Annotated in this window: 8 protein-coding genes; 2 read left to right on the top strand and 6 right to left on the bottom strand. The window is 55.9% G+C overall.

All coding sequences use genetic code 11. The features are described from left to right. Window positions 1-2: 2 nt before the first annotated feature. A complete protein-coding gene (locus CGZ80_RS14270; RefSeq protein ID WP_094415523.1) occupies window positions 3-506 on the top strand; it encodes a hypothetical protein in 504 nt (167 codons plus the stop codon). A 135-nt stretch (window positions 507-641) separates the two neighbouring features. On the opposite strand, the gene CGZ80_RS14265 is transcribed toward CGZ80_RS14270, so the two are convergent. The 5 genes from CGZ80_RS14265 to topA all read right to left on the bottom strand — a co-directional run bounded on the left by CGZ80_RS14265 (window position 642) and on the right by topA (window position 9,926). Beyond that, window positions 642-2,609, bottom strand: coding sequence for a DUF4340 domain-containing protein (locus CGZ80_RS14265; protein ID WP_094415636.1), 1,968 nt, complete (start codon window positions 2,607-2,609; stop codon window positions 642-644). 159 nt (window positions 2,610-2,768) lie between these two features. After that, the gene (locus CGZ80_RS14260) at window positions 2,769-5,684 is read right to left on the bottom strand and encodes a Gldg family protein (protein WP_094415521.1); all 2,916 of its coding nucleotides are present in this window, start codon (window positions 5,682-5,684) and stop codon (window positions 2,769-2,771) included. Window positions 5,685-5,785: 101 nt separating this feature from the next. After that, a complete protein-coding gene (locus CGZ80_RS14255; RefSeq protein ID WP_094415518.1) occupies window positions 5,786-6,550 on the bottom strand; it encodes an ABC transporter ATP-binding protein in 765 nt (254 codons plus the stop codon). Between the two features lie 337 nt (window positions 6,551-6,887). Next, complete coding sequence (locus CGZ80_RS14250) at window positions 6,888-7,070, bottom strand: DUF6800 family protein (protein WP_094415516.1); 183 nt, start codon at window positions 7,068-7,070, stop codon at window positions 6,888-6,890. A gap of 96 nt (window positions 7,071-7,166) precedes the next feature. After that, window positions 7,167-9,926, bottom strand: a complete 2,760-nt coding sequence (gene topA / locus CGZ80_RS14245) for a type I DNA topoisomerase (protein WP_094415514.1) — start codon at window positions 9,924-9,926, stop codon at window positions 7,167-7,169. Window positions 9,927-10,309: 383 nt separating this feature from the next. Between topA and CGZ80_RS27620 the strand changes: the two genes are divergently transcribed. Further along, complete coding sequence (locus CGZ80_RS27620) at window positions 10,310-12,793, top strand: hypothetical protein (RefSeq protein ID WP_143543924.1); 2,484 nt, start codon at window positions 10,310-10,312, stop codon at window positions 12,791-12,793. 192 nt (window positions 12,794-12,985) lie between these two features. On the opposite strand, the gene CGZ80_RS14235 is transcribed toward CGZ80_RS27620, so the two are convergent. Next, entirely contained in the window at window positions 12,986-14,800 is a 1,815-nt protein-coding gene (locus tag CGZ80_RS14235; RefSeq protein WP_094415512.1) for a phospho-sugar mutase, read from the bottom strand. Window positions 14,801-14,802: the final 2 nt, after the last annotated feature.

The following is a 14,802-nucleotide window of genomic DNA, read 5'->3' as shown; positions in this document are numbered from 1 at the left end:
AGATGATTGAAAATACGTTGAAAGGTCATGCCATCTCTGGTGACATTCGGACCGCGTTGTTGACAGCTGATATCGATGGCAGTGGCGGTCAGCAACAGGCATCCGACCAAACGTTTACCATCAACGGTACCGAAGTCATCTACCTGCCGTATCGTCCCAACGCGATCAACTTTGTTATCCCGCAGGGTAAAGACGTTATCAGTTCGAACTTCACTGGCTGCTACATGGCTGCTTACAAGCAGAACGGTGCCCTGAAGATTGCTCACGTCGCCACCCCATCTTGCAACGCCGCTTGGGCGACCTTGAAAAATGAAGTCGAGGTCGTCGCCGAATTCAAGCCTAGCGACCACGTCCCCATGTCTGCCCTACAGGCGATCGCACAAGGCGGCACCGCACCGCAGATCATGGGCATTTACACCAACATGGGATATTGCATCGCGGCAGCCGCAACCCAGGCGAACGGCAACCTGATCGTGACTCATATGACGCTCGTGAAAGCGTCTTAGACCTTCCTTCCGATTCCGGGAACCTACCTGGGAATCGAGCTCGAATCAAAAAAGAAGAGCCCCCGGGTCATGCGATCCGAGGGCTCTTTTCGGTTTGCTGGCTCGCGATCGAGCCTCGTGTCATTGGTTGCCGATTTAGTTTCCGAAGCCGCTACCAAATCCCGGCAAGCCTTGGAGTCCCGGAGGAGCGGCGGGGTTGAAGGCTGGTGCGGCGGGAGTGTCTTCGCTTTCGAACAGTTCGTCGCGGCTGATGTGAAGCTTCGAATACGTTTCTTCGGGGATCACGTAATACCAGTCGGCAAAGCGTTCGTTGAGCGATTTGCTTAGCAGCTCTGCTTGTTGAAGTTGCTCTTTGCGATCTTCAATCTTTCGCTCGTTTTCCTTTGTGATCTTTTCTTGGATCGCGGCAAGTCGTTCCAGTTTTTCACCTTCGGTTTCGGCGACCGGCTGGGGTGTGGGCTCATCGGCCGGGGTGTCTTCGGTAACTGCATCGGAAGATTCGTCATCGGACGATTCCTCTTGGGCAGCTGGCTCTTGGCCTTCGCCGACGGTTGTCGCTTCGCCTTCGCCACTCGCTTCGACTTCACCGGTTTCGCCGGTTGGTTCCGTTTCCGATTCTGGGGCTTCCGCGGCTTCGCCGTCCGTCACTTCCTCAGCGGTTTCGGTTTCAGCGGCGTCGGCTTCCGAACTTGCTGTCTCTTGCATGTCGGCTTCTGAGGCATCTTCTGAAGAGTCTTCGGTTGTCGCCTCTTCCGTCATCTCGGGCGTTTCCGAGGTTTCAGGAGTGTTCTGATTCAGCTCCGGTGGGGCTGCCGCGGCTGCAGCTGCTGCTTCTTCGGCAGCGTCTAACGCATCGAGTTCTTCGATCGTTTGCGGGATCGATTTCAGGTCTGGCGGTGGGAATTTTGATTCGTCGACGATGGTGCTGACCATCAAGAATCGGTTCACGCCACCGGCGGTTTCGTCGGATTCTTCTTCGTCATCCTCTTCCGATTTTTCGGTGGTGCCGCTGATGTTGCCGAATCGCAAGATGTACTGAACACCGTCTTTGGTCGTCGCAGTCATCTCGCCGTTGGCGGAGAGAATTTCGATTTCTTGGTTTTCGCCCATCGGGACAGGAATGAAACCACGTGCGGCGAGTTGCCGAGCGGATTCTTGGTCTGATGAGAAGTCTTTGTCGGCTTTCAAGTTCGCGCTAACGCCTTCGGGCTTTCGTTTAACGTCGACGAATTTGAGATCGTCGAGTGCGTTTGCCAGATCGTTCAGCTTTTGGGAGTTCAGCGTTTGATCGGGATCGATTTCAACTTCGGTTGGCTCGGCACGAGGGTTGTCCTTGTCGTATTCCTTTAGTGAAACAAGGTTCCAGTTGGTGCCATCTTTTTCGAGATCGACTTTGTAGTTTCGCGACAGGGTAACACCCTGAATTCCCAGGGTCGCGCTGTAGTCTTTGATCTCGACATTTTCGACGTCGATGCTGCTCATTTGCAGCAAGTCTTCTTCGATCCAGTCTTCGAACTTGGTGGTCATCGGTTGGTCGTTCAAGCTAACGACATAGACTGGATCTTGACCGGGCTTACGAACGTAGAGCTGTCCCTCTTGGCCTTTGACGGGGTTGCCGATGATCAGTGACGCGAGTTCTTTTTGGGACTTGTCTTTGAACGAGACCAACCGCCCGACGCCTTCGTCACCAACGTCGAGTGTTTCGATTTTTGGCTCGACGACACCCATTCCCGAATGGTCTTCAGGGTTGTCGGTGGGAACGTCAAGAATCTTCAGTCCGACCAAAGCGTTCGCCGCGTCCTTCATCTGTTCGACTGCGTCGGCGGGATAGCCGCCCTTTGACGGGATCGTCCAGATACCCGATTCAGAGTCCTTGCGAACTTCAAAGTTCTTCAGTTCGCCCAGGGTCTCGTTGAAGGTAACGATTTTCAAGCTGGATGCGGCCAGCGCGTCCTTGAACTCGGGGAACAGCAATTGGCTAATCAAGTTGCCGTATCCGTCTTCGCTTTCATCGTCGTTTTGTGGCCAAACGATGACAGCGGCGATCAACGCGACCGCCAGGGCGATGCCCCAGAAGATCCCAGTTTTCTTGGTTTCGTTCACCGTCAATTCTCTTGATTGAAACGTTGTATTTCGAGGTTGTTCTTCGATCGATTGCTTGCCGAGCCGTGAAGGAGGACGCAAGCGAGTCGAGGTGTGTCAGCTTGTTTCTTCCGCGGCGGCAGGTGCAATGACTGCTGCCGGGATTTCATTTCCGATGGACTATTTCAGTCGAGCTTTGCTGATGTTTTCACGTTCGCGAAGACGACGTGAAGCGAACACGCAAACGCCCACGACCAGTGGCGGGATGCACGGAAGTGCGACGGCGTAAGCTTTGACTTGGTTCTGAATCGCGGTGACCTTTTGGTCGGATTCACGCTGGATGCGAGCAATGTTTTGCTCGGCCTGGCGTTCGGCCTTCGCACGTTTGACGTCCAAGGCACGTTGCAACTGGCTTTGGATGGTTTGAAACTCGATCGCTTTGGCATTCATCACCGACTGCGGGATATTGCCACTCTCGCTCTTCTTTTCCAACTCACGAAGTTCTTCCTGAAGATCTTTTAGCTCGCGGTCCATCGCCTCTTCGGCTTCACGGACGGCGGCTTTCGATTCGTCTTGGTACTCTTTGCGTTTCTTGCGAACCTCGCTGCTGGCGACTTCTTTTTCCGCATCGATCATCGTCAAGCTTGCGAAGTGCGGTTCGTGCTTTCGGACTTCAATGAAGTCGGTTTCGTTGGTCAACCAGTCAATGATGTTCAGCAGGAACGTGACGTTCTGGAATTGGAAACGCAGCTCGGTGGCGGTGTTTGGATCGGCCCGGATCTGCAAGAACACGTCCAACATCAAATCGGTGTCGGCAACGTAAGCTGCTTTGATGCCGGATGCTTTCGGCTTGGGGCTGTCTTCGGGCGCATCAGCGGGATCCGCGTCGGTTTCGGCCTTCGTGGGCTGATCGCTTTCGCCTTCGATTGTGATTGCCAGAACTTGGTTCGGATCGGCACCGTCAATGGCGTTGGCGAGTCCGTCCATTCCGGTCCGCATCAACTGGGTCAGCTTCGTGACGTTTAACGTTCCGCTGACAGCACCGGTGCTTAGCAGTGGAGTGTGTTTCAGCGTCGCATTTTCAATTGGCGCGACCGACCCGGCGTACAACGCCAAGACTTGACGCAATCCATCGGTGATTGGGCTCTCCGAGCTGAGTGCTTGTCCGGCATCGATCCCAGGGGCGCTTTCGTCGATGAAAGCCCAGAACGGGTCCACGTTCATTTCCAGGTTTGGATAGGGATTGTAGTCCTGCCAAACGATGTCGCAGTTGAAATAAGGCACGCCGGGTTGGCCTTTGCTTTGCAACTCGAGCACCTTCCACAGAGCACGGATATCGCCTTTGGGCTGTTGTCCGCCTCCGCCAAACATTCCGCCGCCGGATTGTTTGGGGTCACCCGTCGCCGTGATTTCTGGGCGTGCATATGGGAATGGGTCTTCGAAAATCGCGGTCGGTACTCCCGCTTGGACGGCTTCGATCAGGCGTTCAAATTGTGGAGGTGCGAGCGACGACGGTTGAACACACAAGATCGCGTCGAAGACTTCAGGATCGACCGGAGCATCGAGATTGATTTCTTCAACCTCGTATTGTTTGCTCAACTCGTCGATCAGCGGGTGCTTTTCGATCCGTCGCATCTGCATTCCCGCCATCGACACGCCGCCCATCAATTGGGCATCGGTGCGGACGACGCCAAGACGTTTGCGTTCGCCGCGTGCGACGGTGTTGATTGAGCGTACCAGTTCGTATTCAACGGGAATGCCGTATTCAAAAATCGGCACGACGACTTTTTCCAGGCCCGCTCGGAAAGCGGCACCCATAATCAATCGTTTCTGTTGGAACGAACCTTGTTCGCGAACCATTCGGGTCACCGGTTCGATACCGAAACGCTCCGACGCCAAGGCGGCATCTTCGCTGAAGAGGTCGATCCCGTCGTGCAAGTTGACTTCGATGGTACGGCCACTTGCGGCCGCTTCGCTGCGGAACTCTTTCAGCAAGTTGATCAGTTCGTACCGCGTCCGGGCGTACATCTCGGGGATGTCTTTGCTGATAAACGCATCGATTTTGATCGGGCGGTCTGTTTCCAGCGTGCTGATCAGTTTGCTGGTCGCGGGCGCCAAAGAGCTGACTCTGCCCTCGGTCATATCGAAACGTTTGGGATCACGATGCCGGAACAATGAAACGGCGCTCGTGGTGATCACGACCAATGCGATGATTCGCGCGAGATAGTGGTACGCCATCGTGTTGCCGTCCTTGCCGCCAGTCCAGTGACGGCGACCGATTAGCACCATACAGGCATAAAGCGCGACGACAGTGACCAGAATGAAGTAGCTGATCGATGAGGCACTGACAACACCACGGCCAAAGTCATCAAACGGCCTCGCGATCCCGCTCGCTTGAACCAACTCGGCGAGGTTAAAGCCGAAGATTTCTTTCTCGGGAACAACCGAATTGGCAAGCGACGCAAACGCGAGTGGCGCGTTAAACAAAGCACCCAGGATAAAGCCGACCGTCAAGTTCCCTGTCAGGAACGACGCGACCATGCCGATCGCGATCATCGTGATTCCGACGAACCAGTACCCGAGGTAAGTGCTGAAGATCAGTCCCGTGTCCAAGCTGCCTTCGGTCAAAATCGTCAGCGTGACGAAGGTGCTCAGTTGGCTAAATAGCAGCGACGCGGTGAAGATTGCCGCGGCGGCCATGTATTTACCGATGACGATGTCAAAGTCGTCGGCCGGCAGTGTCAGCAGCAACTCATCGGTGCCCGCACGTTTTTCTTCTGCCCAGATACTCATCGTGATCGCCGGGATGAAAACCAGCATGATCAACGGGTACCAGTAGTTCAGCTGATCGAGTGTGGCGAGGTTCTGATTAAAGAACTCGTAGGGCCAAAACGCGGCAACCGAGGTCAGGAACACGAAGATGCATAGAAACACGTATCCGGTCGGGTTGCTGAAATAGCCGACAAAGTTCCGCTTCATCACCGCAAACGCGGCCCGTTTGGTACCGGCCAGCAGCCCGAAGATGGCCAGCACGACGCACATAAAAATGGCGTCCATGATGACAAGGTTCAGCAACGCAAAAAGACTGTCGTTCATGTCGAATCGAGCAGAGAGATGTGGGGGAGTTCGTTGGATGTTGTTCAAAGCGACCGATCACGCGGGGCACGGTCAGCCTTTCGCACGATGTAAGACGTTGATCAGGTCGATTCGGCAGCCGCATGGTCGGGGCTGTGCGTGAGCCGATAGAACGCTTCGTCCAAATCGTTGTCGCCACGGACCCGCAAGCCTTCGACATCGCCGTTGTAGACCAGTCGACCTTCATTGATCATGACAACGCGGTTCGCCATCGCTTCGACTTCTTGAAGGATGTGCGTTGACAACAGAATCGTTTTGGTCTCGGCAAGCTTCCGCATCGTTTTCCGGACGCCGCGAATTTGGTTGGGGTCCAACCCGGCGGTCGGTTCGTCCAGAATCAGAACGTCAGGGTCGTGCAAGAGCGCTTGGCTCATCCCGACCCGTTGCTTGAAACCTTTCGACAGCTTGCTGATCGGCTTGTAAATCACCGACGACAGGTCGCAGATATCGACAACCGCGTCGATTCGATCGCGTTTGCGTGCGCCGGTCAGGCCGCGTGCTTCGGCGAAGAAATCAAGCATGCCCGAGGGCGTCATTTCCATGTACAGCGGGCCGCTTTCGGGCAGGTAACCGAGGTGCCGGCTGCCTTCGATTCGCTTGTGCATCATGTTGTGACCGGCGATTCTCGCTTCCCCTTCACTGGGGGCGATGTAGCCGGTCAACATTTTCATCGTCGTGCTTTTCCCAGCACCGTTGGGACCGAGAAACGCAACGAGTTCGCCCTGCATCACGGAAAACTTGACTTCGCGAGCGGCGGCAAACGGGCCGTAGAACTTGCTCAGTCCGTCGGCTTCGATCATGGGTCGCCGCTGATCGTTCTCTGACATGGTCGTTCTATGTTGTGGAATGAGACTCAGACGTTAGGCGACAGTTACGCCTGTTGCCTAGCGAAGGTTCAGCCAAACCAAACAGAATTTTTTGGCTGGGAAGGTTGGGTGCATGTGCCGCGCAGGGCACGTGGTGGGGAGCGGCCTGGTCGGGGACGAAATCGTCCGGCAATGCATCAAGCGGTGTATCAAGCAGTGCATAAAAAAATCCGGTCGGTCGGATCCACGGATCTAACCGACCGGATGCTCGATTGAACGCGGTCAAGCTTGCTTGACGCGACGATGGCGGCCCGATCGTGGGCCTGCGGTCTGATCAAGCGAGAAGCTGCAATCGGAACTAGGCGTTGAGGCCTTCGCGTTCGATGATGACGTCCGCACCGGGAGTCAGAGCGCGAAGCTTGCGTGCGACTTCGCCTTTTTCCATCGAGCCAGTTTTGGCGCGGGCCAACAATTTGGCAACTTTCTTACGGCGGGTTCGCAGGCGACGGATCTCACGGCGGCGTTCAATGCCACTTGGCATAGGATGGCTCCAAAAGCAGGGTTTTATTGATGTATTGATGTTCGGGCCGCGAAGTTTAGTCATTTTCGCGTCCCGACGGAACTCGGTATCTGACGATCAAGCCTTCTTCTTGGTGGCTTTTTTCTTCGTCGCTTTCTTTTTGGTGGTTTTCTTCTTTACGCCTTTTTTCTTCGATGCCTTTTTCTTGGCAGCTTTCTTTTTCGTGGCTTTCTTCTTGGTCGCCTTCTTCTTTTTCTTCTTCGATCCCCCTTTGGCGGCCCGCTCGGCTAGCAAATCGAGGGCGGATTCGAAGGTCAGGTCCTTCGGTTCGGTTCCCTTGGGAAGCGACGCGTTGGTGTCGCCGTCGGTCACATAGGGGCCATAGCGTCCGTCAAGGACCTTGACCTCGCCTTCGGTTACTGGCGACTTGTTTTCGAAGACCTTCAGCGGTTCTTTCGGTGCCGCACGTCCACGGCGTTTCGGTTCTCGGAGCAGCTTGATCGCTTCTTCGAGCGTGACTTCCAGCGGCGAGACACCGTCGGGCAGCGACCGTGTTTCCTTTTCGCATTTGACGTAGGGGCCATAGCGACCGTCGAAAGCTTCGATCGGTTGGTCGTTGTCCGGGAAGTTACCAAGGTTTCGAGGCAATTCCAGCAGCTTGCAGGCGGTTTCCAGGGTGATGTCTTCCGCCGTCATGCCCTTCAGCAGCGACTGGTTTTTCTTTTCCGGGTCGTCGGGTTCGCCCAGTTGGATGTAGGGGCCGAAGCGGCCGATTTTGACGTAGATCGGTTTGCCGGTTTCGGGGTGATTTCCCAGCGGCTCGTCTTCGATCTGACCGGCTTCGAGCAGTTCGAGTGCCTTGGCCAAGTCCAGCTCGTCCGGTGGCATGCCGTCAGGAATCGGGGCCTTGCGTTCGCCCTGCTCCAGGAACGGACCGTACTTGCCGACGCGGACGAAGACTTCTTCGCGGAACTCGCCTTCGGTAGGAACTCCAACCAGAAAACGAGCCGTTTTACGCGGATCGATCTCTTCGAGTTTTTTCTCCAGACGCGGTTTCAACGCGACGTTGTGGTCGACCATGTTGGGATCGTCCAGGGTCGCCACGTCTTCGGCGTCACCGAAGTAAAACCGGCGGAGGTACTCTTCCGAGCCGCCTTCGTTGCGGCTGATCGAGTCCAGGAAGTCTTCCATGTCAGCGGTGAATTGGTAATCCACCAGAGTCCCGAAGTGTTCTTCCATCAGCCGGGTGACGCTGAACGCACGCCAGCTGGGGACAAGGGCATTGCCTTTTTTGTAGATGTAGTTCCGGCGTTCGTCGGTGATGGTGCCGATGATCGACGCAAACGTACTGGGGCGGCCGATGCCTTTTTCTTCGAGCGTTCGTGTCAGCGATGCTTCGGTGAAACGCGCCGGGGGCTGCGTCGTGTGACTCTTCGGATCCATCGTTTTGGGATCCAGCGAATCGTTTTCTTGAACGTTTGGTAGCAATCGTTCTTTGTCGGCCAGTTCGGCTTCTGGGTTGTCGCTGCCTTCGACGTAGGCTCGCAAGAAACCTTCGAACAGGATGCTTGTTCCGGTTGCGGTAAATGCCGCTTCACCGCCTTCGACGACGACGCTGATGCGTTGCTTCTTGGCGTCGGCCATTTGGCACGCGACAGTCCGTTTCCAAATCAGGTCGTAAAGGCGGAATTGGTCGTTATCGAGATTGCTGCGGACCGATTCGGGCAGACGGAACGAAGTACCTGCGGGGCGAATCGCTTCGTGAGCTTCCTGGGCGTTTTTGACTTTGCCTTTGTAGACGCGGACGTCTGGGTGCAAGTAATTCTCACCGTATTCGCTGCGGACCAACGATCGAGCGGCGGAGATCGCTTCCTTGCTCAAAATCGTACTGTCGGTACGCATGTAGGTGATGTAACCGTTTTCGTACAGCTTTTGGGCCGCCGTCATGGTGCGTTTGGCACCGAAGCCCAGCTTGCGGTTGGCTTCCTGTTGCAGCGTACTGGTGGTAAAGGGAGCTCGCGGCCGCTCGGAAAACGGTTTGACTTCGACCTTGGTAACCGAGAACGCGGTCGAACGCAGTTTTTCGGCCAGCTCGTTGGTCTGTTGCTCGCTGAGCAGCAGCAGGTCGTCGCGAGTTGGTTTGCCGGTCGCGCTGTCGAAGTCTTTTCCGCTGGGGACGCGTTGATTTTGGTACCGCGTCAGGGTCGCCGGCATCGATTCGCCGGATTCCGTTTTGAAAACAGCGTCGATATCCCAGTAGGTCGCGCGGACGAAGGCGATTCGTTCGCGTTCGCGTTCGACGATCAAGCGGACAGCGACGCTTTGCACACGGCCCGCGGAGGTACCGCTTCCGACCTTGCGCCACAGCAACTGCGACATGTCGTAGCCGTACAGGCGGTCGATGATTCGCCGTGTTTCTTGGGCGCGGACCAAGCCCGCATCGATCTGGCGGGTGTGCTCGAGAGCGTCGCTGATCGCTTCTTTGGTGATTTCATGGAACACCAAACGGTGGACCGGGACCTTGGGTTTGAGCAGCTCGTGCAGGTGCCAGCTGATCGCTTCCCCTTCGCGGTCTTCGTCGGTCGCGAGATAGAGGTTTTCGGCGTCTTTCAGAGCCGCACGAAGTTTGGTGACCTGTTTTTTCTTGTCCGTCGGGACGATGTAGAGCGGTTCGAAGCCCTCGTCGACGTTGACACCCAAGTACGCCCAAGGTTTTTCCTTGAACTTCTCGGGGACATCTTTCTTTCCTTCGGGCAGATCGCGAACGTGTCCAATACTGGCTTCCACCTGGTAACTACTGCCCAGGAATTTAGAAATCGTTCGTGCCTTGGCTGGTGATTCGACGATCACCAGGCTCTTGCCGCTGCTCTTGGCCATTAAAAAGATGCTCTTCTCAGGTACGGTAGAACGGAACCGGTCGGTTTAGTGGTAGCGAGAGAAACGCGACTTCGTCAATCCACTGTATCCGAATAAGATTCGCTAGACTGCCAAAATTCGGCGAGAGTGATTTCCGTAAACACACGCGATTTTTCGGTTCGTCGGCAATTATGGCCCACGACTTGGAAAAAGTTTGGAAAGTCGGCAAGTATCACAAACTGTCTACGACTGGTGAAGCTGAATCGACTACTAAAGCGGTGGATCTATGCCGATAAGGGCGAGTTTGGCCCAATTCCCGCTTGACCCTTGAAAACAGGCGGCGATACGCTTTCCGCTTCAATCTGACTGGTCCGATTCCACTTCACTGCAAAAAAGTTCGCGCTATGAATCCCCTGGAGCTGTTTCGACGCAATCAAAAGGTCATGATGACCGGCTTGATCCTGCTGGCGATGTTTGCCTTCGTCGTGCTACCGGCGGTTTCCCAGTACATGCGCAGCTCCGGCCCCGGAATGACCGATCCGGTCCTCGCTGAATTCGATGGCGTATCCCTGACCGCCAGTCGAGTGGGATTGTTCACTCGGAATCACTACGCCACGGTCCAGTACCTGCGCAAGCTGGCGCAACTGACCGTTGCCCGCGGCGGGACACCTACTCTGTTCACCGTTGATCCGCAGAGCCAGCAGGTCCAGGCGGTTGGCATCCAGCAGACGCCCAGCGAAGAGCTGTCCATCCGCACGCTGCAGTTTTCTAGCTTGGCCCAGCAAAAAGGCTTGGAGCTGGACGATACATCAATTCGCAGTTGGCTGGATCGCTTCACCAGCGGTTTGGTCACCGAACGCGAACGCTATGCCCTGCTTCGTCAAGAAACAAACAACCAGATGGGTGAGTACCAGTTGCTGGATATGCTGCGTAAACAGCTGCTGGCACAGCTTTATTTCCAGGCCGCTGACGCATCGGTCAGCATGGGTGGGATGCCAGTGGCATCGCCGCTGGAGCATTGGAACAATTTCCTGAAGCTGAATCAGCAAGCTTCCGTGGCAGCTTACGGCGTGTTGGTCAATGACTTTATCTCCAAGACCGACGAAAACCCGTCCGAGTCGACCATCGTTGCCCTCTACGAAGCTGGCAAAGAGCGTTACCCCAGCGACCAATCCCCCGAACCCGGTTTCCGACGCCGCGATTCGGCGAGTTTCGAGTACCTGCTCGCCGACTTGCAGGCATTCCGTGATGCCGAAGCCGCAAAGCTGAGTGACGAAGAAATTCGTGCCGAATACGAAAAACGCAAAGAAGGCGGCGCGTTCGTGCTGCCTCCCGATGTGATCGTTGAGCCCACCGTTGAAATGCCCGCCACGGAAGAAACTCCATCTGCCGAAGAAGCTGCGAGCGAAGAAGCGATGACCGAAGGTGAGGCAGAGCCAGCGGCTACTGAACCCGCTGCGACCGAGCCAGCGGAAGCCGCTGAAGAAGAAATGCCAGCCGAAGAGACCCCGGCTGAAGAAGCCCCCACCGCGGCCGAAACCTTTGCCGCTGGCGTTGATGGTCGTATGGAGCAAGTCGAGTCGTTCACCAAAGAAATCGAAGAAGCCTCGAAGCTGGACGATCAGCCAGCAGCGACCGAGGCCGAAGAGCCAGCTGCGGAAACCGAAGAAGCTGCGGCCGAAGCAGCTGCGACCGAAGACCAGTCAGCGAACACCGTTGAACGTGCAGTTCAATTGGTCGCGTTGCAAGAACCCGCGTCCGACGAAACAGCCGCCGAAGCGGACGCTCCTGTTGCAGACGAGGCACCTGCAGACGAAGCACCCGCAGACGAAGCACCCGCAGACGAAGCACCCGCAGACGAAGCACCGGCAGACGAAGCACCGGCAGACGAAGCACCGGCAGACGAAGCACCGGCAGCTGAGGAAGCGGCAGCTGACGAAACACGCTACCAACCGTTCGAAGACGTGCGTGATCAGATTGTCGAATCGATGGTCGAGGCACCTGCTCGTGAAGCTCGCGACGCCGCATTGGCGAAAGCTCGCGCGGTGATGAAGCAGTACTTCAGTGCACGTGCATTGGCCGAAGGCGACGCCGAACCGCCGGTTCGTCCAAACTTGGAAGCTTTGGCAAAAGAGTTGGGCTTGAAGCATCGCCAAATCGGTCCTCACACGATCGTTTCATTGCAAAATGAGCCAATCGGCGAGTCGGTTGACGAGTCCACCGCCCTGACCCGCCAAGCGATTCCATTCGGATTGCTGATGTTCGGTTACGGCGAACAAATCATTAAGCAGCCTTTGTTCCGTCCTGTTGATACCGTCGACTTGGGCGCCGAACTGCACTACCTGACGTGGAAAACCGAGGAAGCCGAAGCTTACATCCCAGAATTGGATGAAATCCGAAAAGAAGTCATTCAAGCCATCCGGGTTCAAGAAGCTCGCAAGCTTGCCCAGCAAGAAGCAGAGGCGATTGCCAAGCAAGTGAACGAAGGCAAGAAACTGGCTGACTTGGTCCCCGAAGACCGCCAAGACAACTTCTACGCAGAAGTTGGTCCGTTCAGCTGGTACAACATGGTCGGGTTCCGTCAGTACACGATCGGCAATGTGCCACAGCTCGATTCGGTTGGTCCCGAGTTCATGGAAGCTGCCTTCAATACCGAAGACGGCAAAGCGGCGGTTGCAAAGAATGTTCCCGAGCGAGTGTTCTATGTCGTTCGACGCGAGCGACTGCAACCGACGAGTAGCGAGTTGCACACGATGTTCCAGCAGCCAGGACAGCGGATCATGGCAACCTTGATGCCAAGCGTCGAGGCAACGGACATCCAAGAAGGCTTCTATGACAAGGTTGATGAAGAGTCTTCGTTCAGCCGCTTTCGTCCGGAAGCACTCTAGTGAAGTGATCTTTATCAAGTCGGGGCACCGGTCGGAATTCGGTGCCTGACGACTAGACAAATAAAAAAGCGGAGGACAATTTTGCCCTCCGCTTTTTCGTTGGTTTAAAGAGTCTGCCTGCATCGCGACCTTCATTAACGCGGCGAAAGCGATTGAATCGGATTCGCCGCGTCTTTCGCGGTCAGAGCTTGCTTAGCTGTTGGCTTTGGCAAACGCACGCATGTCGGCTTCGAGTGACTTGAGGCGTTCGCCGAGTTTGGCTTCCGCTTCGACCAAGTCTTGCGATTCATCTTTAGGAAGCTTGGTGAAGACATACAGCTTGATCTTCGGTTCGGTTCCGCTGGGACGAGCCGCGACGTAATTGCCGTCTTGGTCGAGATCCATGATGATCAAGTTGCCGACAGGGTCGCCGAGAGGCTCGGACTTGCCGGTCGCGGTATCGGTTTTCGTGCTGTTAAGGTAATCGCGGATTTGGCTGACGCGGAGTCCGGCCAGCGATTCCGGCGGGCTGTCCCGGAACGCTTGCATCAGGCGTTGCATTGCGGCCATTCCCTCGCTGCCTTCCATCACAAGGTTGATCAGGTATTCCTTGTGGTAGCCGTGTTCGCGGTAAAGTGATGCGAGGTATTCGTGCATCGAAATGCCACGTCGTTTCAGATCGGCAGCAAGTTCGCTGAGCAGCATGCAGGCGACCGCACCGTCTTTGTCGCGGCAATATTGCCCCACCAAGTAGCCGTGTGATTCCTCGGTCCCGAAGACGAACTTGTCGGGCCCATGGGCGTCCATCGCGGCCGCAATATGCTTGAATCCGACCAGCAAATCGCCAACCGTTTTCACGCCGTAAGACGTCGCGATGCTGCGAATCAGTTCGGTCGTGACAAGGGTTTTGACAATGTAGTGATCTTCGGAGAGCGTTTCGGCATGTTTGCGTTTGTCGAGGATGAAGTTGGCCAGCAACGCACCGATTTGGTTCCCGTTGAATGTCGCCCATTCGCCGCTGGTGTCCGTCGTGAGCGGTGCGGCAACGCCAAGGCGGTCGCAGTCAGGGTCAGTTGCCAGGATCACGTCAAAGCCGTTGGCTGCCGCGTATTCGATCGGTTTTTCAAAAACGGCCGTGTTTTCTGGATTGGAGACATGCCCGGGAACGTTTGGGAAGTCACCGCTTTTTTCTTCGTGTGGGCCATAGACTTCGACACTTCCGAATCCGTCAGCTTTTAGCAACGGGATCACCGCTTCGGCGCCGACGCCGTGCAGTGGGGTGTACAGGATGTTGACGTCGCGTGATCCGGCGAACGCTTGGGCTTTGGTGACTTTCAGGAATTCGGCGTCGATTTCGGCAGTGACGATTTCGACACGTCCGTCACGCAGCGCGTCTTCGAATGGGACCTGATTGATTTCCTGGCAGTTCATCACACGATCGATGATCGCTTTGTCGTGCGGAGGCAGGACTTGTGCGCCGCTTGACCAATAAACCTTGACCGCGTTGTCGCTCGGCGGGTTGTGGCTGGCGGTGACCATGATGCCGCAATCGCAGCTTTTGTGGCGAACGGCGAAGGACAGTTGCGGCGTAGCGCGGTAGTCATCCAAGAAGTAAACTTTGAAACCCGCAGCGGCCATGATTCCCGCACACAGTTCCGCGAAGTGACGGGATTTGTGCCGTGTGTCGTAAGCGATCACGCAGGACAGGCTTTTTTGGCCGTTGTGGTACTCGGTGACATAGTCTGCCAGTCCTTGGGCGCTTTCGCCGATCGTACGGTCGTTGATCGCGTTGGATCCGATGGGGTTCATCCGACCGCGTCGACCGCCGGTTCCGAAAGGAATTATGGTCCAGAAGGCATCGTCGAGTGCCTTCCAGTTCCCCGCTTCGATTTCGGCGGCCACTTGGTCACGGTAATCCGCATAGCGGTCTTCGGTTAACCAGCAGCGAATATTTTCGACGGCGGTGGCGGTGATCTTTCCGTCTTCAGCGGCTTTGGTTACCGCAGCAAGTGACTCGGTAGCGTTCATAA

The sequence above is a fragment of the Rhodopirellula sp. MGV genome (assembly GCF_002251265.1).
GTDB classification, from domain to species: domain Bacteria; phylum Planctomycetota; class Planctomycetia; order Pirellulales; family Pirellulaceae; genus Stieleria; species Stieleria baltica_A.
Note: the sequence above shows the minus strand (reverse complement) of the source record. Positions and strands in the feature narration are given on the sequence as shown.